Source organism: Terriglobus sp. (assembly GCF_965201105.1).
Lineage (GTDB): Bacteria > Acidobacteriota > Terriglobia > Terriglobales > Acidobacteriaceae > Terriglobus.
In genome coordinates this window covers 158,790-182,857 of record NZ_OZ241741.1, presented here as the reverse complement: position 1 = coordinate 182,857, position 24,068 = coordinate 158,790, and the positions used below count along the sequence as shown (strand labels likewise).

The following is a 24,068-nucleotide window of genomic DNA, read 5'->3' as shown; positions in this document are numbered from 1 at the left end:
GGCACGATACCGCAATCAGCAGATTGCGGAGGCACGGCGATGATCGATGTACGCCTCTCGTAAAGAACATCAACAAACTCAAATGTACCTTTTACAAGCGAAACGGCAGGGGCAAAATGCCCCTGCCGTTTCGAGTTGTATTGCTCGTCAGAACTGGATACGGCCAGTGATCTGTAGCTGACGAGGTCCGTTAATGGTTGCAGTCGGAACACCGAACTGGTTATTGTACGGCTGGTTGAACACGTTGTCGTTCTGCGTCTGGAAGGCGTGACGGTTAAATGCGTTTAGCACTTCGACCTTCAATGTGAAAACGGTTCCTTCGGTAAGTGGCGTCTTCTTCAAGAAGCTGAAGTCCTCGTTCAAATACCGGTAGTTCCGAATTTCTCCTGAGACCCGTGGAACATTGCCCAAGAGGAACCCACCGTTGTCGCACAGGGGGCAGTCGCCCGCAAGAACGGCACGGGTTCTACGGTTGTTTGAGTTGTTCTGGTCATAAAACGCAGGTGCTGTCTGGAATTGGGAGTAAGCCGCGTTTCCTGTGTTCGTGAGGCCATTGAATTCGCTGTCGACGTTCGGATCCGGGCCGCGATCCGGTTTGCCGGGGTTCAAGTACTGATACTGGAACCGGCGAAATGGGTTGATGTGACCGTTTGTGCGAGCGTTGCTGTAGATGGAGGAACCCGGAACGCGCGTGAAGTCGATGCAGTTCTGGAATCCGGGAATACCGGAAGCGCACTGGAAAGAGACAGGCTGGCCCGACTGATACCGCTGAACGCCGCCGATCTCAAATCCACTCACCGCAGCCCGGAGCAATGGGTTTTTGAAGTTGCCGAAAGCCTTCCCCTTGCCGAACGGGAGTTCGTAGATGTAACTCACTACGAACGTGTTTGGAATGTCCTGAACGGAGAGCGATTTCGTGCTCTTCGGATTTTCCGGGTTCTGTTCCTGCACCACACCGCCGTTGATGCCTGGTAGGGAAGAATCTGCGTTTGTAATGTGCTTGGACCAGGTGTAAGAAGCCTGAAGGTTCAAGCCCTGTGAGAAGCGGCGTTCCAACGATGCGATCAGAGCGTGATAGGAGGAGTGGCCGACGTTCTGCAAGCAGCAGTCCGTCGCGATGAAGTCATACTGCGGGAAAGGACGCAGCGCCTGGAAATAGTTTGCGCTGGTGTTGAAGCCGGCGTACGGCGTACGGGTGCCAAGTGCCGGAGCCACCGTGCCGAACTGGCGTGACAGGATGTCTCCCAAAGGCAATGTTGACAAGCTGGTGTTGTTGACGTTTTCGATACCAGACCGCAGGTGAGCGCCCTCATTACCGATGTAGCCCAAGGTGAAGATCAGGTCCTTGGCCAGTTCCTGCTGGATCTGCAGGTTCCATTGCTCAATCATCGGAGGCCGGCCATAGGACGGCTTGATGTAGTTGCTGAAGTTGCGCGGAGCCGCAGAGTTACGGTTGTCGAAGAACCCCGGGTCGAGGTTGGGAGCAAAGGAGGGATTTCCGAACCCCGTGGAGAGGTTGAAAGAGGGATTGAAACCATCGCTGTTCAGGTTGACAGGAGAGTTATAGCCGACTGTCGTCGCTCCACCGAAGTCGCTGTACTGCAGCGGGCCATACAGGACTGCAAAGCCGCCGCGAAGCACAAATTTATTGTTGAGTGAAGCCGGCGAGTACGCGAAGCCGATGCGCGGAGCGATGTCTTTCTTCCACGTATCTGCCCACCGTTTATTGCAGTTGTTGCAGGTAGTTGCGAAGACCAGGGCACCCGGAGTACCGGTGTAGGGGTCGATCGCAGTGGGGCTAAAGTTCGAGGTGAAGTTCTGCGCCTCTTTCCGCGGCTGGTCGATGTCATACCGCACACCGATATTCAACACCAGACTGTTGGAAGCCTTGAAGTCGTCCTGGAAAAAGCCGCCCCAGTAGTTGCTGATCCAGCGCGGTTGATGATTCGGCTGCAGCAGGCTGCCGCTGTCTGTAAGGCCAAGCAGGAAGCTGGCCTGCGCCAGTCCCGTGCCGTCCTGGTAAGGGCTGGTCCGGGCCACCTTGGTCTGGTTGCCACTGAAGTTCAATGAACCGTTCGTCTGGTCGTTGCCCAATGTGGAGTACTGCTGGTAGCGATAATCCACACCGAATTTGAAGCTGTTGCGGCCCTTTTGCCAGCTCACGGAGTCGTTGACACGGATACCGTTGTCGATGTTGTCGCCATTCTGATTACGGCTCAGGTCCACGTAGCCGTTGCCGCCCACGTGGGGAAAGCCGGTGGAAAGACCCGGGATGCCGAGCTGCGTGGTGTAGTTCGTGCCACCCTGCAGGTAGACCGATCCGTTAATGGAGTTCGAGCGATTGTAGCCCACATTCAAGTGGTTCAGCCAGTTGGGCGAGAAGATGTGATCCCACCCGGCGCGGCCGAAGTGAGTCAGGAAGTCCTGCGTCTGTACGTTGGGCGTGACCGGCGCGGGCAATTGAAAGTTCTGCGGGTTGAAGCGCGTGTTTTCGCGCGTATTGTACGAACCGTAGATCTTGTCCTTGCTGCCGACAGAGCTGTCCACACGGACGCTGTACGTCGTGTTTGTCAGCGGCGATGACGTATTCAGCGTGTAGTTGCCGGAAGTGGCGGGGGACGTTGGGTTCGGGTAAAAAGCCAACAGCTTTAGCGCGATTGGGCTGATACGTCCCTGCGGAATTGTGTTATTGGCGAACGCTGTGCGGCACTGAACGCCGTTCACGGTGCGTGTTGTGGCGGGGTCGAAGATCTGCCCATTGAACAGGGGCGTCCCATCGCATGGATTCAGGATCGGGTTGCCGTTATTGTCGAACCGCTGCGATCCAAGCAGGTCGGTGAAGTTGCCACCGCGCTCCGCCGCGGTCGGAACCGTGCTGGTGATGGGACCGCCAAGCGTGTGGCGGTACTGCTCCCAATTAAAGAAGAAGAACAGCTTGTCGCGGCCGTTGTAGATATGCGGAATGAACACCGGGCCGCCCAGGTTGCCGCCGTAATCATTCTGCTTGTCGTTGCCGCGATTGTACCGGGACTCGGTCGGATCGTTCTGCGATTGCAGGAATGCTTTGCGGCCATTGTTGAACCAGTCATTTGCGTTCAGATCTTCGTTACGGAAGATGTCGTAGACCGTGCCGTGGAACGCGTTGCTGCCGCTTTTGGTGACGAAGTTCTCAATACCGCCGGTGGTGCGCCCGAACTCTGCAGCTGGGGTAGACGTGGTGACCTTGAACTCGGAGATGGCTTCGACGGAAGGCGCTTCTTCGTCAAACGAAGAGCCGTTTTCGGAACGTGTCTGCGAAGCACCATCAAGCAGAACCTCGTTACCGAAGTTCTGGCCGCCACCGATTTGCGAGATAAAGACGCCGTTATTGCTGTTACCCGAACCGGGCCCGACTGTGCCCGGGATCAGAAACACGAAAGATTCCGGTGCGCGCAAAGCACCGACACCGCCGAGCGCCAAGGGCAGCTCTACGATCTGGCGAGTATTGACCGTGCCACCCACGTCGGAGGACTCGGCCTCAACGGTTGGGGCGTTTGAAGTGACGGTTACGGTATCACTGGCACCGCCGGCAGAAAGCGTAATGTCCAGGCTGGAAACCGTGCCGACTCGCACCTCAACACCGGTGCTGACGGTCGACTTAAAGCCTGGTGCCGTGGCCGTGATGGTGTAGCGCCCTAGCTGGATCGAGGGAAACCGGTAGTTGCCGCTCGATGTGGACTTCGCGGTGTAGTTGACACCGGTCTGGTCGCCCTTCGCCGTGATCTCGGCATTGGGGACCGCTGCACCGCTGGCGTCGACCACATTGCCCGCGATCTGGCCTTGATTCGTCTGCGCGCTTGCAAACGCTGCCGCGAAGAGCAGGAGCAGCGTCCCAAGCAGGAGACGGACTGTTTTGGTTGCGTAATTCACACTTCCTCCGAAAAAGACTGCATGTCGTGCAAGAGGCTGGTTGCTATTGCTTCCAACCGGATTGCGAATCTGTGAAGCCCCGCTGTTTGGGGATTCTGCTACAAGCATGCGTACAAGCCTGTAAACGATTACATTTTCTATGCGAGCGAATCCTACCGGCCCGTTCAAAGGTTTGTCAACTACATCCTCCCGATGGAGGACAGGAAAAGTAAAAAGTTTAGGTTTCCTGCTGGATCGACCCCAAATTCGAGCGGCTTGAACAGCGATTCTTAAGGTCTGCGCCGCCGCAACTTCAGCTTCGCCCGGCCCGGCCATTATCCTCGAAACCGCCTATTCGGCCGACTTCTGTCCATAAAGGTGGGAGCTGAGGTCGAACTCGTGTTGCGCCTGCGCCTGCATGCCGGCAGCCCGGTACAGCCGGCCAAGCTGAAAGTGAAGCCGCGAGTTCCCCGGATCCAAGGTCACTGCCTGCTCCATGGCACTCCGGGCACGGTCCTTTTCGCCAACGCCGCTGCAAGCGCGCGAGAGCTCGGCAAAGGCGCGGCTATTCTTCGGGTTCAGTTGCGTCGCGCGCTCCAGCAGCGGCAATGCCGCTTGAAAGCCGTTTCGCGTATTCAGCAAGGCCCCATAGTCCACAAACGGCTGTTCGCTCGGGTGCTGCTCTGTGTTTGCCACGGCAACAGCGCGGGAGTAAGCCGCCAGGGCGGCCTCTGGCTGGTTTTGCGCTTCCAGGCAAACGCCCACATTGTCCTCGGCCTTGGCGCTGTGCGGTTCCAGTGCGAGGCTTCGCCGCAGCGCTGCCGTCGCCTCGGCAAAGCGCCCTTCGTGCATCTGGGCGCGGCCCAGGTCATACCACGCCTCCGCGTTCGCGGGGTTGAGCTCCACCGACCGGCCAAGCCAGTGGATGGCATCCCTGTAGCTCCCCAGCAGCACATAATCCAGGCCAGCGATACGAAGCTGCTCCCCAGTGGGCGCTTGCAATGCCGCCGCCTTCGTCAAGGCCCCCAGCGACTCCTTTGCGTTCCCGCGCCGCTCCAGAACGGACCCCAGAAGATACAGCGCCTCCGGTGATTGCGGGTTCGCCTTGATGCTGGCGCGCAGCGCGGTCTCGGCATGCGGCAGGTCGTCCAGGTGAAGCCGGCTCTTCGCCTCCATCAGCAGAGCGTCCGCGGGTGAGCTGTTCGCAAGAGTTGCAGCCGCGGCGACCCTGGCAAAGCAATCCGCGGCCGCGGCATACTGCTTACCCGCAAAGGCTTGCCGGCAGGCCGAATCAGCGGTGGCCTGCGGTGGCTGTGTGGCGAGCTGTGTTGCGGGTGACGAGCTTTGCAGCACGGGCAGAACGCCGCACACCCAAAGCGCCGCCGCAATTACGCCGGCGTGCATGGTGGCGAGGCGGGGCTTGCCGTGGACCGCCGGCAAACCAGTTTCGGTACAAAGATATGCTCCGGTGCGGGAGCGGCATCGTCGCCCTGATCGAAGGAGAGCAGGCTTAGGAAGGCGGCGCCCGCCACCTCCTCACGCGGCACGTTCACGGTGGTCAGGCCAGGCCGGGTGTACGCGCTCAGCAAAATATCGTCGTAGCCCACCACGGAAATGTCCTCCGGAATGCGAAGACCATGCTCGTAGATTGTCTCCATCGCACCGATCGCCGTCAGGTCGTTGGAGCAAACGACCGCGGTGAAGCCGGCGCAATCACGCAGGAGGTCCTGCATCGCCCGGTAACCGCCTTCCACGCCGTGATCGCCGTGCGCAATGTGCTTTGGCGTCAGCCGGATGCTGTGCCGCTCGCAACCGTCGCGAAATGCCTGAAGCCGTTCGCGCGCCGTCGCGAGCGTGTCCGGTCCACTGATGAACGTGATGCCGCTGTGGCCCAGGGTGACCAGGTGCTGCACCGCTTCCAGCACCCCGCCGGCATAGTCGATCCGTATGCTGCTGACACCGGGCCCGCTAGCCGTCCGATCAAGCAGGACGAGCGGTATCTTGCGTGTCTTGAAGTCACTGAGCAGGGAATCGTCCATCTCTGACGTCATGATGGCCACGCCGTCCACCCTGCGCTGCAGCATGCGGCGCACGCACAATTCCAGCCGCCTGGGGTCGTACCCGGTGTTGGCGATCAGGATCTCTTTCTGGTGCTTTACCGCCATCTCTTCAAACGCTTTGACCAGCTCGGGGAAGAACGGGTTGGTGATGTCGGAAATGATCAATCCATACAGGCTGGAACGCCCGGAGCCGAGAGCGCGCGCGTTGGTGTCGGGGTAGAAGCCGAGCTCGGCGATGGCTTTGCGAACGCGCTCCGCCGTTTTTGGCTGCACGCTGGCCGATCCGTTGATCGTGCGCGAAACCGTCGCGGTGGAAACACGCGCTTTTCGTGCGACGGCGGTGATGTTCATGCGTGGATGTAACCCCGTACTGCAATGGGAACTGTAAGAGGCATGATAGCGCGCACCGCGTCGGGTCTTGCGTCCGCGCCTCGCGACGGGGCGCCGCGTTGCAACGCCCACCCGTCGGCGCTATGGTGAGAGCGTGCCCTTCCCTTCCAAAGAACATGCACGCCAGACGTTACGGTGGGCTTTCCTCGTGGCTTCCATTCTGGGCCAGTTCGGCCCAGCGCACGCACAGGATGCCGCGGTTCGCGGCGCACTGCAGCGAGGCACGGCGGCCGCGCGGAGCGGCCACATGGCAGAGGCGGAAGCCGCGTTCCGCGAAGCCGTGCAGCTTGCGCCGAAGCTTCCTGAGGTCCATCTGGACCTGGGCCTGCTGCTTGCGCGCGAAGGCAAGCTGCCCGAGGCAATCGCGTCTGTGCGTGAAGCGGTCGCCCTGAACCCGCAGCTGCCGTCCGCTCACCTGTTTCTTGGCATCTTCCTGTTCCAGGTGAACCAGGCCGATGCCTCGCGCACCGAGCTGCAGGCAGAGCTCGCGCTGAATCCGAAGAGCGTGGAAGCGCTGACCTGGCTTGGCACCGTGAACCTGGCGCAGAACCAACCGGAGCAGGCTGCTGCGTCGTTGGACCAGGCGGTGGAGTTGTCACCCAACGACCTGAACCTGCTGGAGCAGCGTGGCCGCGCCCACAGCGAGGTGGCACGCGACAGCTACGCCCGCATGGCGAAGCTGGAGCCGGGCAGCTGGCACGTACACCGCGTGCAGGCGCAGCTCTACGCAGAGGTGGGCCAGCACGCTCAGGCCATCACGGAATATCAGGCCGCGCTCAAGCAGCAGCCGCGCAACCCAGACCTTCTGGAAGCCTTGGGCGATGAGTATCGCGCATCGAGCCAGTTAGACGCGGCGGAGGCTGCGTATCGCCAGGAGATGGAACTGGCGCCGGCAAACCCGGTCGCTATGTACAACGTAGGCAGCGTTGCCGTGGAGCGTGGGGATGCCGCAGCGGGTGTCCCCCTGCTGCAGGCGATGAACAAGGCTTATCCCGGCTCGCCCGTGGCGCAGTACTACCTGGGCCGCGGCTTGGCTGCGAGCGACCACTACGACGAAGCCGTAACCTGGTTGCGTCGTAGTGCCGTGGAAGACCATGACGGCGAAATCGCCAAGCGGTCGTGGTATGAACTCACGCGAATCTATCGCAGGTTGCATCGCACTGCTGAGGCACAGACCGCGCAAAATGAGTACAACCGGATTCGCGAGATGCAGGAAAAGCAGAGCACACAACAAGCACAGGATTGGAAGAAGCTGACGCAAACGGTCACGCCGTAGCGGCGCTTACGCGGGCCTTAGAGTGCCGCTTCGTACGATCCTCCGTTGCGGAATCTGCTGCAAAATGGTATCGCTTACATGACTCAAAGTTGCATCTTCGCGCAACGCGAGATTGCAGACCTGCAGGTCCCCGCGCAGCCGTGACGAGCCGAGGAGTGTTCAACCCATGCCGATCCGCTTCGCCGTGAAACAGCTCCTTTGCCTTCTGCTTCTCCTTGCGTCGCTTCAGACCGTAAGCGCGAGGGCGCAGGACACCGCGACTTTTCACAATCCACTGCTGCAGGTCGGTCCGGACCCGTGGGTCGTCACCGCGAACGGCTTCTACTACTACATGAATACCACCGGTAAGGATCTGCGCATCCGCCGCACGCGCGACATAACCGACCTGCAACATGCGGAGGTAAAGACGGTGTGGACGGCGCCGGCAAGCGGGCCTTACTCGCGTGACATCTGGGCGCCGGAGCTGCACCAGCTGCAGGGAAAGTGGTATCTCTATTTCGCCGCGGACGATGGCAAGAATGAAAACCACCGCATCTACGTGCTGGAAAATTCTTCCGCCGACCCGATGGAGGGCGAGTGGACTTTTCGCGGCAAGGTTTCGGATGCGAGCGATAAATGGGCGATCGATGTGTCCGTCTTTGAGGATCGCGGCCGCATGTACATGGTGTGGTCCGGATGGGAGGGCGATACCGATGGCGAGCAGCGCATCTACATCGCGCACCTGAAGAACCCGTGGACGATCGATTCGCCGCGCACCACCATCTCGTTCCCGAAATACCCCTGGGAACATGTCGGCGACTTGCCCGATCGCCCTGCCTTGCCCCACGTGGAAGTCAACGAAGGCCCGGAAATTCTGCAGCATGGCTCGGACATCTTTCTCGTTTATTCCGGCTCGGCCTGCTGGACGGACTATTACGAGCTAGGCGTGGTGCGGTCGCACTCCGGCGCCAACCTGCTCGATGCAACACAGTGGAGTAAGTACGACCACCCCTTCTTCAAGCAGGACCGTGCCGCCGGCGTATTCGGCCCGGGGCACAACGGCTTCTTTCACTCGCTGGACGGCAAGGAAGACTGGATCATCTACCACGCCAATCCGGAATCCGGTCAGGGCTGCGGAAGCCACCGTTCGCCACGCATCCAGAAGTTCACCTGGAACGCTGACGGCACGCCGGAATTCGGAACGCCTGTGTCCACGTCGACGAAATTGCAGAAGCCATCGCACTGATGGCGTGCCATTATGATGCCAGCGCGTTTTCCTGATTTGTGTTGTGCTGATCCCTATCTGCCGCTCGCAGTAAGCGTGACTACCGCAATGGAGTCCGGCGGCAGTGTGACTGCGCAGGCGGCGGAACAGTGCAGCGGGCGTGTCACAGGCGCGACGGCAATGGGATGCGAAAAGCTGTTGCGCTGATGAGGATCGGCGGCGCTCAGCAGCTGCACCGTAGCGTTCGGGCCGTGCTCGAATCCGGTGACCCGCAGCGTAGTGCGGATCGAATGCGCCGCGTCCGCGTTCGATAGCTTGACGAACAGCCGCTTGCCATCGGCGGAATGGCCCGCAACCGCATCCACCGCGGACAGACCCGCGCCCAGTTCGGGCGACTGCACCTCCGCGCGGAGCCGGTCCGCCGCAAGATTATCGTTGTACAGCTTTACCGCGTAGTACTGTGCCGTGCCGTACACGCGGTCGCGGCTGGCCTGGATAATGCCGCCCGGCCATCCGTTCAACAGGTCCGAGATGCTGTTCGCCTCCACGACGGCGCCGTCGCGCTCAAAGCCGTTCATCATGCGCGAGGCATACACCGCACCTTCCATCGACTGGATCACGTCGGCACCGTAGAACAGGTTCCACTCGTTCACGATCAGCTTGATGTCCCGCCCCGGCGCGTTCTGCTGTAGCAGGTCGCCCATGTGCCGGTAGTTCCGTTCGTAGGCACCGGCGCGTGCCATCATGGCGTTGCGCGGATCGGGAGCCTTGCTGTTTTCCGCGAGCGTGGTGTAGTCGTGCACGGCCAGGTACTGAATCTGTGGGCCGGCGATGCGCAGCACGGCCGAGTTCCAGGCGTCGCTGCCTGGAAAAATACCCTCGCCCACCGCGACCAGGCGCAGCGATGGATCGACCGCGCGCATGGCTTTCGCATACCGCACCGCCGCCTCGGCATACTGCTCGGCCGTGACGTGACCGCGCACCCAGTCGCCGAAGATCTCGTTTCCCAGCTCCCACTGCTTCACTCCATAGGGCGCCGGATGCCCGTTCGCCGCACGCATCGCGCCGTACTTTGAGCTCGCCGGTCCATTTACGTATTCGACCCAGTGCGCGGCCTCTTCCGGCGTTGCCCCCGCGCCGTCCACGTTAACCGTGATGGTCGGCTCAATGTGCAGACGCTCGCAATAGGCGAGGTATTCGTCCGTGCCGAAATCATTCGGCTCGGGAGCGTTGCTCCAGGATTTGTTGACGAACACGGCCCGCTGATCGCGCGGCCCGATACCCCACTGCCAGTGATAGTCCTGCGCCACGTTGCCGCCGGGCCAGCGCTGAAACGACGGATGCAGCCCGGCGATCATCGCTTCCGTGTCGGCGCGCACCTCGCCGCGAGCGCTCGCCGGCTCCAGCGAAGCCTCGTCGATAAAGAGCGTGCCGTGACCGTCGAACAGGAAGCTGAGCTTGGCAAAGCGGTCCGTCTGCGACGGGGTCAGCGTGAAATCGTATTTGCGCCAGTCACCCGCGACGCCGGTCAGCGTGGTCGACGCGTAGGTCGCGCCATCGGTATTGTTCTCCTCAAGCGCCACCCGGACGTTGCCCGTGTATCCCTTGTCCGGCGGCACCTTCGCCCAGATGTACCCGCGATAGGCCTGCCCGGCCACGACGGACAGCGTTCCTTGCGAGAAGCCGCGGCGCGTGTCGGTAATGTCGGCCGGTGAGAGGTTTACGCGCAGCGAGTGGTTCGGCTGGTGCGTGGCGGCGTCGGTCACCGGGTACGCAGCGTCGGTGGTCTGCGCAAAGTGAAACGCGCCCGCAACATCGTTCCGCTCATCCGGCTCCTGCTGCCAGTGCGCCGGCAGGTTCAGGTAGTCAACCGGCTGCTCAAAGGAACGGTCCAGCAGCATCTCCGCCGTCAGGCCGCGCTTCACGTCTTCGGCCATCATCTCGGTGAATGCCGAGTACATGCGCGGGCTGACGCGGTTCTCGACATGCGTCGCATCTACCTGCACGGTTGCGGTTCCGGGAGTTTGCGCGCGCAGGACGAAGGGTGTGGCAAGAACAAGCAGAGCGGCCGTGTGGCGAACAGATGCGGTCATGGCGTGGCTTTCCTGGAGCAATGCTGATGAACGTGGCGAAGGGTATCAGGGAGGTGCTGCTGCCAATAGCTCCACTCATGGCCACCGCCGTACTCGGCCCACGTGTGGGGAATCTGTTCCCGCAGCAGCGTTTCGTGCAGCCGGCGATTGCTTTGAATGAGCGGGTCGTCGACGCCGCAGTCGAAGCGCAACGGCGGCAGCCGCTCCCGGTTGCGCTGGATCCAGTAGGCGGTCTCCAACTCTTCGGCCGGCGCACATTCGCGATACTCTGACAGCGGCTCCTCGACGAAGCCGGCAAAATCCTCAATGCCCGCAATAGCGGAGTGCGCCACAATCGCCCGGAATCGCTCCGGGTATTTCGCTCCGAGCCGCAGCGCGCCATAGCCGCCCATGGATAAGCCCGCAATTGCGACCGCCGCATTCGATGCCAGCGCCGGCGCGGCAAGGCGGGCAAGCGCGGGCACTTCGTCCACGATCCAGCGCTCCACATCGCTGCCGCCGGGCCAGGAAAGATAGCCGGATCCGTCGCGGCCAAGGCCATCGCTCGGCATGGCCAGCACCATCGGCGCGATCTCGCCGGCGTCGACCATGCGCTGCGCGATGCGATGGGCGGCTCCCTTCTGCGACCACACCCAATGGCTGCCCCACACTCCGTGCAGCAGGATCAGCAGCGTGTCGATGCGCTCCGCTTGTGGGACCCAGAAACTTGCGTCACCGCGCCGGCCCAGCGCGCGGCTCTTCACCGTCGCCAGACGCAGGCCGTCGTGCTCCAGCGCCGGGTCAGACAGCTCCACGGTATGGAAGAGATCAGCCAGGCAGCAGAACCCCTTTTGCGTTGATGCCGGCGTGCATGTCTGCAAAGGCACGGTCCAGCGCTTCCAGCGGATAGCGCCGCGTCACCATGGCGTCCAGCGGCAGCCTGCCCTGCTGGTAAAGCTCCAGCATCAGCGGAAAGTCACGCTGCGGACGGCACGCTCCATAGAGCGGGTTGATGTAGATCTTGTCCCACTCGAACAGCTCCATGTCGACCGGCACGACTTTCTCGATGCCGCTGACGCCCACCGCTGTGCCCGCGCTGCGCACCATCGCCAGCGGTGCGGCACCAAGCTCGGGGACGGCAGTGCATTCAAAGGCATAGTCCGCGCCACGCCCGCCGGTCTGCGCACGCACCTGTGCCGCCGCCTGCAGCAGGCCGGTGTCACCGCGGTCAGCCAGCAGGACTTCCGACGCACCGAACTGCTTTGCGAGTTCCAGCCGTGCCGGGTTCACGTCAACGGCGATGATGCGCTCTGCCCCGCAGTAGTGCGCGCCCAGCATGGTGCTCAATCCCACGCCGCCGCAGCCAAGTACCACCACGGTGCTGCCCGGCGTCACCTGCGCCGCGTTCACCGCGGAGCCGAAGCCGGTCATCACGGCGCAGCCCAGAATTGCGCCAATCTCAAACGGAACGCCGTCCGGCAGCGGCAGCACCGCCGCTTGCGGCACCAGCGCGTGCGTCGCCATGGTGCCCAGCGAGAACGATGCATTGAACCCACCCGGACCGGCCGCGCCCGTGTTGCGCGCGCTCACGCCTTTGCTCGCTCCGGCCACCGCATCGGTACGCGCAAAGCTGCGATCCGGCACGGTGCCCCGGTCTTCGCAGATGTTTTCCTTGCCGCGCGCGCACTGGAAGCACACGCCGCACGGGATCGCCCAATTCAGCATTACGCGGTCGCCGGGCCGGCACGTCGTCACGCCCACGCCCACCTCTAGCACCTCGCCCGCACCTTCATGCCCCAGGATCAGAGGGCGGCCCCAGCGCAGCGAGTCGGAGTCGGTGTGGCACACCCCACTGGCGCGGATCGCCAGCAGGACCTCGCCCGGTCCCGGGTCAGCCAGGTACACCGTATCGATGGAGTAGGCGCCGGTGCCGTTGGCAACCGCGGCGCGGATCTCCGTCATGCCCTGCCGGCTTTCGAGCCATGCGGTCCAGCGATGCCCGGCCGCGGCCAGTACGCCACCACATAGACCATGCCAACGGCGAGCAGGAACAGCCCGATCCAGAAGGTCGCATGCTTATCCGCAAGCACCGTGGGCGGCGGATGCACCCACTGGTACACGCCCGCCGCCGAGAGCATAAGCCCATACGCGGTAAGCATCGCACCGATGTAGAACCAGACCTCAATCACGCGTCGCATCCATCACCCTCTACCGGAAAAGCCATTGCAGCCATAGAAAAACAAGAAAGGCAGCACCCGCCCAAAACACCGGCTGTTGCACCAGCGGATACGAGGCCTCCAACGGCAGCTCGGTCGCGCCATATACCAGGCCACCGAGTTCCGAAACAGGTTTCGGACGGGTAAACAGGCTGACCACGACCGTGACCAGCACCGCGAGCAGCCAGGACCACAGCATGCGATACAGCGACTCCGCCATGGGCTGCGCGTACTGCGACAGCGCCAGGATGTGCAGCGCGGAGGGCTGCGCCTGCACCCACGCCCACATGCCGACGGAAGAAGCCATGCCGAGGAGTAATCCCCAGAACGCGCCCGCATTTGTGCAGCGCTTCCACAGCATTCCCAGGATTACCGTGGCGAATAGCGGCGTCACAAAGAACGAAAACAGCGCCTGCACATACTCCATGATGGAAGAAAAATGCATGGCGAAGTACGCGGTTCCGATGGATGCCAGCACACCCAGGATCGTGCTCCAGCGTCCGACGCGCAGCATCTCGCGATCCGTGGCCTGCGGCCGCAACAGCGGCTGATAGATGTCGTAGCTCCACACCGCGGAAAACGCACTCACATTACCCGCCATGCCCGACATGAAGCCCGCGATCAGCGCCGTGATTCCCAGCCCGAGCAGCCCCGGTCCGGCATAACGCACCAGCAGGAGCGGCAGCACCTCGTTGTAGGTGTGCTGGCCCGCGCGCGCCACGCCTTCGCCCACCAACGGCAGACCCGCGCCGGGCAGCACCGCCAGTCCGATCAAGCCGGGCACAATCACGATGAACGGCACGGCCATCTTGAACCAAGCGCCGATGATCGGGGCCATCTGCGCACTGCGCAGGTCTTTGGCGGCCAGAATGCGCTGCACCACCAGGAAGTCGGTGGTCCAATACCCCAGCGCGCCGACGAAGCCCAGGCCAAAGACCATGCCGGTCCAGTGGATCCCCATGCTGTTCGCGCGCGGGTCGCCCAGCGTCGTCCACATGTGCAGGAAGCCAGCGGACTGCGTATTCTCCAGGATGCGCAGCTTCAACCCGGCCCAACCGCCCGTTTCCATCAGGCCCAAGATTGGAACCACAATCGCGCCGGCCCAGATCAGAAAGAACTGCAGCACTTCATTCAGGATGGCCGAGCGCAGGCCGCCCAGTGTCACATACGCCGCCACCGTCAGCGAGGACACAAAAATGGAGAAGTTCAGATTCCAGCCAAGTACCACCTGCATTACCTTGGCCATGGCAAACATGTTGATGCCGCTCATCAGCACCGTCATGCCGGCGAACGAAAACGCGCTGAGCGCGCGGGTCGACTCGCCGAACCGCAGCTTCAGGTATCCCGGCACGGAGTGCGTGCGCGAGATGTAATAGAACGGCATCATCACCAGTGCCAGAAACAGCATTGCCGGCACGGCGCCGATCCAATACCAGTGCGCCGCCAGAAAGCCGTACTGGTACGCCGAGGCCGCCCATCCCATCAATTCCAGCGCGCCCATGTTGGCGGCCAGGAAGCTGACGCCGGCAACCCACGCGCTCATGTCGCGGCCGGCCAGGAAAAAGTCTTCGCTGGTGTTGGTCTGCTGCTTCAACAGCAGACCAAGCCCGAGCACGGCGGCAAAGTAGGTGACGATCACTACCGTGTCGAGCCAGTTCAGGTGCGCAAGCTGTTGGGGAATGACCAGGGCGGCCGCGATCAAGCGATCTCCGCCGCGGTGACCGGCCCGGGACTGCTGGAGTAGAGGACCGGGTTCAAGCGCGAGTTCAGCACGTCGCCGCTCTTCAGCCCTGGCATCCAGCGCTCCATGTCAGCCACGTGATTCTTGTTTTTCGGGTCGGTCAGGCGGATGTTCTCGTCCATGTAGATCACGGTCATGACCTCGCGCGGCCGGTCGGTCGAGTTCGCACCTGCCCGGTGAAACGTCCAGCCGGCGTGGAAGCTCACATCGCCCAGGTCGTACGCGCTGTTCTCAACCGTGAACGTCTCGAGCGCCTGCTTCAGCGTCATTTCGCTTTCGTCGCTGATCTCCAGGTCACGCCCGACCTGCAGCCGGTGGCTTTTCTCGGAAAATATGAGCGGGCCCATCTCCTTCGGCGTCGCCTGCAGCGGCACCCACACCGTTACGGTGCGGTCGCTGTCCACCGGCCAGTAGTACTGATCCGCGTGCCACGGCGTAATGCCACCACCGGCCTCTTTGTACAGCGCCTGGTCGTGGTAAACGCGCACGCCAGTCGCGCCCATCAGCTCAGCCGCGATGCGCGCCAGCCGCTTGCCAAAGACGAACTCTCTCACCTCCGGCGATTCCGTCCACAGATTCATGATCTGCAGAAACGCCTTGCCGTATGTGTCACGCTGCTCCATCGGCAGGGCATCGCGGGAAAGCTCCGCGACGCGGTCGTGGATCGCGCGGCGGTAGTGTTCCAGAAGCGCGGGCGAAAGCACGTGCTTCAGCTTGATATAGCCATGTTCCGCATAAAACGCGACCTGCGCTTCGGTCAGGGTGAATGGAGCGTCGAGCTCCGCCTGAATGGCCGGAGATGCAGCGGAGGAAGTCGAAAGGGTTTCCGTTTCGGTCGTCATGGCATCGGCTCCGGGGTGCGAAATGTAACCGTTTTCATCATATGCCTGATCTGCTCGCTTCCGGGTTGGTCCGCGCTCAAAAACTTGTTGCCGGCAGCGCACTGGGCCGGTCAAACTGGTCCTCGGCTGGCGTCACTCGCCGCAACCGCATCTCGCATTGACTAAGCTGGTAAACAGCGCCGCGTGGCCCATGGCCATCTGGGCACCTGCTTCCACATGAATGAACTCACGCAGCAGATCCGCAGTTTCAACTGGCGCGCTGCCGAGCCGCTTCACGCGCTCCTTTGCCTGCCGGGCGTTGCGCTTCCGCTGCTCATCGGTATGCCGCTCGGCTTTCCCGGCACCGCGGTGCTCATGGCAGGCGGCGCGCAGACAGTGGGCTTCGGCTCATTTCAGCAGCCGCTCTACACACGCTCCGGCCCCATGGCGCTCGCCACCGTTGGCATCGGCATTTCTGCCATGGTGGGCGCGCTGTGCCGCGACAACACACCCGCCCTGTTGGCGGCGGTGCTGGTTTGGAGCATCGTTTACGGCCTCAGCACCGGCATCAGCAGTGCGACCGGCTGGGTCGGCCAGCAGTGCTGCGTTTTCCTCATTGTGTCGTCTGCCGCGGCCAGCACGCCGGGCACCACGCACGACCTGGTCAGAAGCGCCCTGCTGCGCGGCGCGGGCGTCTTGGCCGGTGGCGCGCTGCAAACGCTGTGTATCTTTGGCCTGCAACGGCTTTGGCCGCGCGCACGAACGCATTTTTCAAAATCCGACTTCAATCCGAAGCACCTGGAAGTGCCTTTTCTTCGCGAACAACTCAGCCCACATTCTGGCACCTTTGTGTTCACTTTGCGGCTTGCCGCGACCACGCTGCTGGCCACCGTGGTTTACCGGCATCTTTCCTTTCCAAACGCCTACTGGATCGGCATGACCGCCGTGCTCATTCCCAAGCCCGAGTGGGCGCTTACGGCAGCCCGTTCCGTGTTGCGCACGGCCGGCACGCTGCTGGGTGCCCTGCTCAGCACGTTGCTTGTCGTCACGGTGCATCCACGCGGATTCGCGCTGACAGTTCTGGTGCTTGTCTTTCTGTATCTCAGCTACCTTTGGACCAATGTGAACTACGGTGCCTTTTCCGTAGTGCTGACCGGTTACATCTGCTTTCTGCTGGCGATCCTGCACCAGCCCGCGCATGACGTGCTGTTGCGCCGCTTCGGCGCTACCGCGGCAGGCTGCGGTATCGCGATCGGCGTGCACCTGTTCGTGCTCGGCCTGCGCCGCGCCAGTCACTTCACGGTGCAGCGCGTTCACACACTGGAGGAACGCCTGGGCTGGCGGCGAACGTCGGACGTGTCCGTGCACTGAGCAGCACAGCCGGGCCGCCTACTCTTCCTTCGGAAGCTCCGTCAGCGGACCAACCGTGAAGTGGTCGAACGTAACCTCGAAATCCTGCTTACCGGGAGCAGCGGCAACCATGCCGATCTTTACCGGCACCGCAGGCGGAAAGTAGGCCATACGGAACATCGTCCATGTCTGGCCGTCGAGCGAGCTTGAGATTTGTACCGCGTCGCCGTGGCGCTGCAGCTTCAGCCAGATGTACTCCGGGCTGTCGTTCCGCGTCACCACCGACCAGTCCGACACCTTGCGCGTGACCACGGCGCTGATGTTCTGCCGGCCGTTGACAAACTCGATGCCGGCCTTGATCCAGTTCTGATCATCGGCGCGGATCATGAGGCCAGCCTGGTGGTAGCGCTCGCGGTACTTGCCCTTGATCCGTACCACGGCATCGAAATCGCCGGAGCGTTCCACGTAGCGGAATGGGCCGTTGTCACGGATGAAGCCGTAATGCGTTGTCCGCCAGTAGTCCGTCCCGGCAGGCACGGTCTCCGTGAGTCCGTCCTGCGTGTCGCGCCAGTGTGCCGGCTCGTTCTGCCAGGCCCGCTGTGCGAGTGCGGTGGCTGCGCTGCACAGGAGAAGTGCAGCGCCAGATAGCTGGGTGCGAAGCATCGTCATGCTGCGATTCTAAGCACGGCTACATGCCGCCGGATCCAATGTCTGTGCTCTTGTTCTCTTTGCTCAGATAAAACGCGATTGCCTCGTCCAACCGGCCCTGCGACTCCAGCACGAAGTCGATCACGTCGCGCCCCGCGCCCAGGCCGCCCGCGTGCGGCGTGACCCAGTGCGCCTCGCGCTTGACCTGGTCGCGCGCGTTCCACGTTGCGACGGCAAACCCGACCTGCCGCATCGGTGGCAGGTCGATGATGTCGTCGCCCACATACGCCATCTCGTCCATGCCGACCGCCTCGCTCGCCGCGATCTTCGCCAGCGCCTCCGTCTTGAAGTGCGCGCCCTGATACAGGTGCTGCACGTGCAGGTCGCGCATGCGCACCGCGACTGTGTCCGACTGCCGCTTGGTGATCACGCCGATTTTCAAGCCCGCCGCGCGCGCGATCGCGATACCCAGCCCATCGTGCGCGCTGAAGCCCTTCACCTCAACGGCTGTCGGTTCGCCATTCGCGTCCTTGCCGGTCGGCACGAAGAACAGCCGTCCGTCGGTCAGTACGCCGTCCACGTCGAACACAATTACCTTCACGCGCCGCGCCCGCGCTGCCGCGGACATCTGTTCCACATCGCTCATATGCAGCATTCTCGCAGGCTTCACGATGGCGGCGCATTGTGGCGACCACAGCCGGACAAAGCCTCGCGGACGGCACCGCATCGCAGTATAGGTCGCGACTTGCTGCACGCGCCGACCCGGGGCCGGAGCGCAGAAGATTCGCCGAAAGGGACCACCCCATGAAAATCTTTTCCGCAAACATCCAGTCGCTCCAGGAACTTTACAACTCCGAACTGCGCAAGGCGCTCGACCTGGAAGAGCAGATCGTGAAAGCACTGCCAACGATGATCGAGAAGTCCAGCGACACGCAGTTGAAGCAGGCCTTCCAGTCGCACCTGCAGGAAAGTGAAACCCACGTGGACAAGGTCAAGCAATTGCTGAGCCAGCAGGAAGACTCAAGCAGCCAGACCTGCAAAGTCATCCACGCGCTTGTCACGGAGGCTCAGGACACCATCAAGGACGTGAACGACCCTGACGTGCTGGACGTGGCCCTGATCGGCGCCGGCCAGCAGGTGGAGCACCACGAGATGGCTGTTTACGGCACGCTGCAAAATTGGGCGCGCCTGCTGGGACGGCACCAGGACGCGCAGATTCTGGAGAGCATTCTGAACGACGAGAAGCATGCCGACAAGCTGCTCTCGCAGGTGGCAGATCGCGTGAACAGTGACGCCCTGGTCGCCGCTTAAGCTTTGCGGAAGCATGTGCAGGCAAGAGGCCCGGTTCGCCGGGCCTCTTGCCGTTGGGGCCTCTTGCCGTTGCTGCACTTGTGTTGGGGCATCTGTGCATGAACCGGCATCAAGGCGAATACCCGGCGAAGCTGCGCGCTAAAATGCCGTATGGCTTCCCTCGCCATGGCTCCGCCGGAACCTGATTGCCTTGACCACCCCGCTCTCGTCTGGGCACATCCCGTGGTGCGCGAATGGTTCCTGACGCGCTTTGGATCGCCGACTGAGCCACAGATTGAGGGCTGGCCCGCTATCGTGCGCGGCGACGCGACGCTTATCTCCGCGCCCACCGGCTCCGGCAAGACGCTCACCGCGTTTCTGGTCGCCATCAATCAGCTGGTGGTTCAGGCCATCGAAGGCCGCTTGCCCGCGACCACGCAGATCGTTTACGTTTCGCCACTCAAGGCACTCTCCAACGATGTTCAAAAAAATCTCGATCAGCCGCTAAGAGAGATCCTGCAGCTTGCGTTGGAGCGGGGCTACCTGCTGCCGCAAATCCGCACCGGCGTTCGCACTGGCGACACTCTGCCGAAAGAGCGCGTCGCCATGCTAAAGGCGCCGCCGCACATCCTGGTCACAACGCCCGAGTCGCTGTACCTGCTGCTGACCAGCGCGAAAGCGCGCGAAAATCTTCGCTGCGTGCGCACTGTCATCGTCGATGAAATCCACGCCATGGCCGACGACAAGCGCGGCGCACATCTGGCGCTCACGCTCGAGCGCCTCGACGCGATCGTGACCGGCGAAAACCGGCTCGCTCCCGGCGGCATGCTCACCGGGTATAGCACACCGCCGCAGCGCATCGGACTTTCCGCCACACAGAACCCAATCGAGCTCGTCGCCAACTTTCTGACCGGCGCAAGCGGCCCGCAGGCGACCATCATCCAGGTCGGCCAGCGCCGCACGCTCGACCTCGCGATTGAGATCCCGTCCTCCGAACTTTCCAGCGTCTGCGACAGCAAGATGTGGGTCGAGATCTTTGACCGGATCGCGCAACTCTGCCGCGAGCATAAGTCCACGCTCGTTTTCGTCAACACGCGCCGCATGACCGAACGCCTGTGCGGTGCGCTCGCCGAACGCCTTGGACCCGACAACGTGGCCGCGCATCATGGTTCCCTCTCGCGCGCACTCCGCCTCGATGCCGAACAACGCCTGAAAGCGGGCGAGATTCAGGCGCTTGTCGCCACTGCCTCACTCGAACTCGGCATCGACATCGGCGCGGTCGATCTCGTCATCCAGCTCAACAGCACGCGCGCCGTTGCCGCCGCCATGCAGCGCGTCGGCCGCGCGGGGCACTGGCGCGGCGCCACGCCCAAGGGCCGCTTTTTCGCCACTACGCGCGATGACCTGCTCGAACAGGCTGCGCTCGTGCAGGCGATGCGCTCCGGCTCGCTTGATCGGCTTGAAATTCCGCCCAAGCCGCTGGACATCCTGATGCAGCAGATGGTCGCCACGTGCGCCGCTGAGCCATGGGAAGAGGACGCGCTGTATCGCTTGGTCACACGCGCCTACCCCTACCGCGACCTCACACGCGCGGAGTTCGATGAGCTGGTCACGCTGCTGCATCAGGGCATTGAAAACTCGCGCGGACGTTATGGCGCTTACCTTCTGCGCGACGGCATCGCGGGTCAACTGCACCCGCGCCGTGGCGCGCGCATCACCGCCATCGGCAATGGCGGGGCCATTCCAGACACCGCGATCTTTAGCGTGATTCTGCAGCCCGAGGGCACGCAGATTGCCACCCTCGACGAGCACTACGCGATCGACTCCGGTCCCGGCGATGTGATCCAGCTTGGCAATGCAAGCTGGCGCGTTCTGGTCGTCGAAAAAGAAGGCCGCGTGCTGGTCGAAGACGCCCACGGAGCTCCGCCCAACGTGCCGTTCTGGGCCGGCGAAGCACCGCAGCGCTCGGGCGTTCTCTCCGACTTCGTCAGCGCGTTGCGGCAAGAGATTTGCGTGCGCACCGCCGGCCTGCACCACGAACGCATCTCGCTGGAAGATCCGCAAGTCGCGGAGGTCTGCGCGTGGCTGATGGACGCCTGCTGCGTCTGCGAATCCGGTGCGCGCCAACTGGTGCAGTACGTCGTTTCCGGTTGCGCCGTGCTGGGTACGGTGCCGACCAAGCAGCGCATCATCGCGGAGCGATTCTTTGATGAAGGCGGCGGCATGCAGCTCATTCTGCACGCGCCGTTTGGCGGCCGCATCAACCGCGCCTGGGGCTTGGCGTTGCGCAAGCGTTTCTGCCGCGGCTTCAACTATGAGCTGCAGGCTGCCGCGACCGACAACGGCATCAACATCTCTCTCGCGGAGCAGCACAGCTTTCCGCTTTCCGACGTCTTCCACTATCTGACCGACCTGACCGCCAGAGAATTGCTGGAGCAGGCCGCGCTCGCCTCGCCCATTTTCAAAACGCGCTGGCGCTGGGCCGCGAACCGCTCGCTGCAACTGCTGCGCTTTCAAAAAGGCAAGAAAGTGCCGCCACAAGTGCAGCGCACCCGTGGTGAAGATCTGCTCGCCTCCGTCTTCCCGCAGGCGGCAGCATGCTTCGAAACCATTGTCGGCGACATCGTGATTCCCGACCACCCGCTGGTGCGGGAAGTCATGCAGGACGTGCTGCAGGAGGCGATGGACCTGGAAGGGCTGCAGCAGGTGCTGCGTGACATGGACTCGGGCGCGATCGAGTGCATCGCCGTCGACACACCCGTGCCGTCGCAGTTCTCGCACGAGCTGCTGAACGCCAACCAGAACAGCTTTCTGGACGAGGCCGACCTGGAAGAGCGCCGCGCCCGCGCCGTCTCACTGCGCCGCACCATTCCCGATTCAGTGCTCGGCGAAGCCGGCCGGCTCGACCCCGCCGCGATCCTGCAGGCGCGTTGCGAAATCTGGCCGGACCTGCGCGACGAGCACGAGTTGCATGATCTGCTCTTCAACTGCATCGCCCTGCCCACGTCACTGTTTCACGATCAAACAAACATTGAAGCTGCCGCAGATAACACTTCGACAACCATCAAAACAAACCCACAGCTTGCCGCTCACCGCGCCCATGCCGCACGTCACTGGCCGCTCTTCTTCGAACGTCTCCAGACCCGTGGACGCGCCACGGTAGTTCCCTTCGGCAACGAACTCTGCTGGGTCGCCACCGAGCGCCTTCAGCATGCTCTCGCCCTGCTCAGCATCTCCGCCCACGTAACCAAAACGGTCTACCCAACCACGACAGCGCATCTCGCGCACTGCCATCCTGAGCGCCGTGAACGGCCTGCTCTTCTTGCCGACACCCTGTCATTTCGACCGGAGGACGCACAGCTTCATCGTGCGTCCGGAGTGGAGAAACCTGCATCTCTTCCAGGCGCGACGCCGACTCATACGGCGGAACAGGACGTCACCAGCACCGACGCCCTCAGGCTGCTCACCCAGGGCCTTCTGCAAATCCTTGGCCCCACGACTTGCACCCAGCTCGCGGCACTGTTCGGCCTGCAGCCGCGCGCGCTGTTCCAGCAGCTCGTGCAGATGGAGGTGCAGGGTGTCGCCATGCGCGGCGTCTTCGAACACACCGCCACCACTGACGACAACCACATCGAATGGTGCGAGCGCCGCATCCTGCAGCGCATTCATCGCCTTACTCTTGGCGCATTGCGCAAGCAGATTCAGTCTGTCACGCCCGCTGTTTTCCTGCGCTGGCTTACACGCTGGCAACACCTCGCACCACAAACCGAGCTCGCCGGCGAAGAGGGCGTTCTGGAGGCCCTGCTGCAGCTCGAGGGCTTTGAAGCGCCCGCCATCGAGTGGGAGCGCACGCTGCTTCCAGCGCGCGTCCGCGACTATAACCCGCAGTGGCTTGACGCGCTTTGCCTTTCGGGCGCCGTGGGCTGGGGCCGCATCTCGCCGCACCCGGCCTGGTCGGCGGGGGACGGTGCCGCGCCGCGCCGCGTGATCCCCACTAACATGGCGCCGATTACCTTTTACGTGCGCGAATCCGCTGATTGGCTGGAACCCGCGCTCGCCGCCAAGCAGGTCGAAGAAACGAAGCTCGCCATCGCGCTCTCATCCGAAGCACTGAATGTCCGCGCCGCGCTCCACGACCGCGGCGCCTGTTTCACCGCCGACCTGCAACGCCTCTGCACGCTTTCGAAGCCACAAGTGCAAACCGCGCTGTGGGAGCTCGCCACCGCGGGCCTTGCCTCGGCCGATGGCTTCGACCAGCTTCGCCAGATGATGGACCCCAGGCGCAAGCCGCTTGCTGCGGAGCCAGTCGCCAACGGCGCCCGCCGTGGCACGCGCTCCACCAGCGGCCGCTGGTCGTTGTTCCTCCAGGACGACGCTCCTCAACTTGCCGCGCCGGAGCGAGCCCGCGTGCAGGAAGCCGCGCTCGAGTCCGCGACCCGCGTCCTGCTTAGCCGCTATGGCATCCTTTTCCGCGACCTGCTGCTTCGCGAGACCAACGCACCGCCATGGCGCGACCTGCTTCGCATGCTGCGCCGCTTGGAAGCACGCGGCGACGTACGTGGCGGCCGCTTCGTTTCGGGCTTTAACGGGGAACAGTTCGCCCTGCCCGAAGCCGTCGAATCGCTTCGCGCCACACGCGATCTCACGCACGACGAGGTGCTTTCACTCGCAGCCTGCGATCCCGTGAACCTGATCGGCATGGTCGTTCCGGGTGAGCGGACCGCAGCCGTCGCGGGCCGGCGCGTGTACCTGCGCAACGGCGCCGCTTGTGACGAGCACGGCAATGAGCTGGATGCGGTCGCCACACCCGACGGCATTCGCAAGGCAAAGCGAGACACGGTCGCTGCGGGCGCGGCGAACGTTGTGCAACAGGCACATGCTTTGGAACCGGCGCAGGCACCGCAAGGCGGCCTGTTTGCCTGAGCCTTCCACACCCGCGCTCGAACCGGAGGACTACTATTTCGACGGCCCCTTCCTCGTGTTCACGGCTGCATATCACCTGAAACGCGGCTACTGCTGCGGTAACGGATGCCGCCACTGCCCGTACAACGATGACGGCCAGCCGGTTCCCGGCAAAGGCACCTAGCTACGCGCAGGCAACGCATACAGCCA

The 24,068-nt window shown here is 62.8% G+C and carries 17 protein-coding genes; 6 read left to right on the top strand and 11 right to left on the bottom strand.

Going from position 1 to position 24,068, the window contains the following annotated elements; genetic code table 11:
- Nucleotides 1-147 precede the first annotated feature (147 nt).
- The 3 genes from ACOFKT_RS00740 to ACOFKT_RS00730 form a co-directional block, all read right to left on the bottom strand.
- Nucleotides 148-3,909, bottom strand: a complete 3,762-nt coding sequence (locus ACOFKT_RS00740; RefSeq protein WP_419805540.1) for a carboxypeptidase regulatory-like domain-containing protein — start codon at nt 3,907-3,909, stop codon at nt 148-150.
- A gap of 330 nt (nt 3,910-4,239) precedes the next feature.
- On the bottom strand, nt 4,240-5,328 hold the full coding sequence (locus tag ACOFKT_RS00735) for a tetratricopeptide repeat protein (RefSeq protein WP_419805539.1): 1,089 nt from the start codon (nt 5,326-5,328) through the stop codon (nt 4,240-4,242).
- Nucleotides 5,277-6,299 (bottom strand): LacI family DNA-binding transcriptional regulator, encoded by a 1,023-nt coding sequence (locus ACOFKT_RS00730; RefSeq protein ID WP_419805538.1) that lies wholly within the window; start codon nt 6,297-6,299, stop codon nt 5,277-5,279. Before ACOFKT_RS00730 ends, ACOFKT_RS00735 begins: the two co-directional genes overlap by 52 nt.
- A 133-nt stretch (nt 6,300-6,432) precedes the next feature.
- Between ACOFKT_RS00730 and ACOFKT_RS00725 the strand changes: the two genes are divergently transcribed.
- Entirely contained in the window at nt 6,433-7,614 is a 1,182-nt protein-coding gene (locus tag ACOFKT_RS00725) for a tetratricopeptide repeat protein (protein ID WP_419805537.1), read from the top strand.
- A gap of 166 nt (nt 7,615-7,780) precedes the next feature.
- The gene (locus ACOFKT_RS00720; protein WP_419805536.1) at nt 7,781-8,839 is read left to right on the top strand and encodes a family 43 glycosylhydrolase; all 1,059 of its coding nucleotides are present in this window, start codon (nt 7,781-7,783) and stop codon (nt 8,837-8,839) included.
- Nucleotides 8,840-8,892: 53 nt separating this feature from the next.
- Here the strand turns inward: ACOFKT_RS00720 and ACOFKT_RS00715 are convergent, their stop codons facing one another.
- The 6 genes from ACOFKT_RS00715 to ACOFKT_RS00690 are packed head-to-tail and all read right to left on the bottom strand — an operon-like array spanning nt 8,893 to nt 15,689.
- The gene (locus tag ACOFKT_RS00715; RefSeq protein WP_419805535.1) at nt 8,893-10,911 is read right to left on the bottom strand and encodes an alpha-L-arabinofuranosidase C-terminal domain-containing protein; all 2,019 of its coding nucleotides are present in this window, start codon (nt 10,909-10,911) and stop codon (nt 8,893-8,895) included.
- Entirely contained in the window at nt 10,908-11,705 is a 798-nt protein-coding gene (locus ACOFKT_RS00710; protein ID WP_419805534.1) for an alpha/beta hydrolase, read from the bottom strand. The genes ACOFKT_RS00715 and ACOFKT_RS00710 overlap by 4 nt, the downstream gene beginning before the upstream one ends.
- Before the next feature lie 13 nt (nt 11,706-11,718).
- Complete coding sequence (locus ACOFKT_RS00705) at nt 11,719-12,852, bottom strand: alcohol dehydrogenase catalytic domain-containing protein (RefSeq protein WP_419805533.1); 1,134 nt, start codon at nt 12,850-12,852, stop codon at nt 11,719-11,721.
- Nucleotides 12,849-13,088, bottom strand: a complete 240-nt coding sequence (locus ACOFKT_RS00700) for a hypothetical protein (protein WP_419805532.1) — start codon at nt 13,086-13,088, stop codon at nt 12,849-12,851. The genes ACOFKT_RS00705 and ACOFKT_RS00700 overlap by 4 nt, the downstream gene beginning before the upstream one ends.
- A 10-nt stretch (nt 13,089-13,098) precedes the next feature.
- Nucleotides 13,099-14,808, bottom strand: a complete 1,710-nt coding sequence (locus ACOFKT_RS00695) for a sodium:solute symporter family protein (RefSeq protein ID WP_419805531.1) — start codon at nt 14,806-14,808, stop codon at nt 13,099-13,101.
- Nucleotides 14,805-15,689 (bottom strand): phytanoyl-CoA dioxygenase family protein, encoded by an 885-nt coding sequence (locus tag ACOFKT_RS00690; RefSeq protein ID WP_419805530.1) that lies wholly within the window; start codon nt 15,687-15,689, stop codon nt 14,805-14,807. The genes ACOFKT_RS00695 and ACOFKT_RS00690 overlap by 4 nt, the downstream gene beginning before the upstream one ends.
- 216 nt (nt 15,690-15,905) lie before the next feature.
- Here ACOFKT_RS00690 and ACOFKT_RS00685 point away from each other — a divergent pair, with 216 nt between their 5' ends.
- Nucleotides 15,906-17,039, top strand: a complete 1,134-nt coding sequence (locus tag ACOFKT_RS00685; RefSeq protein ID WP_419805529.1) for an FUSC family protein — start codon at nt 15,906-15,908, stop codon at nt 17,037-17,039.
- Nucleotides 17,040-17,057: 18 nt separating this feature from the next.
- On the opposite strand, the gene ACOFKT_RS00680 is transcribed toward ACOFKT_RS00685, so the two are convergent.
- Both ACOFKT_RS00680 and ACOFKT_RS00675 read right to left on the bottom strand, forming a co-directional pair.
- The gene (locus ACOFKT_RS00680) at nt 17,058-17,687 is read right to left on the bottom strand and encodes a DUF1349 domain-containing protein (protein WP_419805528.1); all 630 of its coding nucleotides are present in this window, start codon (nt 17,685-17,687) and stop codon (nt 17,058-17,060) included.
- A gap of 19 nt (nt 17,688-17,706) precedes the next feature.
- Nucleotides 17,707-18,312 carry a KdsC family phosphatase gene (locus ACOFKT_RS00675; RefSeq protein WP_419805527.1) on the bottom strand — a complete coding sequence of 202 codons (606 nt, stop codon included), beginning with the start codon at nt 18,310-18,312 and terminating at the stop codon, nt 17,707-17,709.
- Nucleotides 18,313-18,470: 158 nt separating this feature from the next.
- Between ACOFKT_RS00675 and ACOFKT_RS00670 the strand changes: the two genes are divergently transcribed.
- The 3 genes from ACOFKT_RS00670 (at nt 18,471) to ACOFKT_RS00660 (ending at nt 24,042) form a co-directional block, all read left to right on the top strand.
- Nucleotides 18,471-18,977 (top strand): ferritin-like domain-containing protein, encoded by a 507-nt coding sequence (locus ACOFKT_RS00670; protein WP_419805526.1) that lies wholly within the window; start codon nt 18,471-18,473, stop codon nt 18,975-18,977.
- 150 nt (nt 18,978-19,127) lie between these two features.
- Nucleotides 19,128-23,879, top strand: coding sequence for a DEAD/DEAH box helicase (locus ACOFKT_RS00665; protein ID WP_419805525.1), 4,752 nt, complete (start codon nt 19,128-19,130; stop codon nt 23,877-23,879).
- A complete protein-coding gene (locus tag ACOFKT_RS00660; RefSeq protein WP_419805524.1) occupies nt 23,872-24,042 on the top strand; it encodes a DUF5522 domain-containing protein in 171 nt (56 codons plus the stop codon). The genes ACOFKT_RS00665 and ACOFKT_RS00660 overlap by 8 nt, the downstream gene beginning before the upstream one ends.
- Nucleotides 24,043-24,068: the final 26 nt, after the last annotated feature.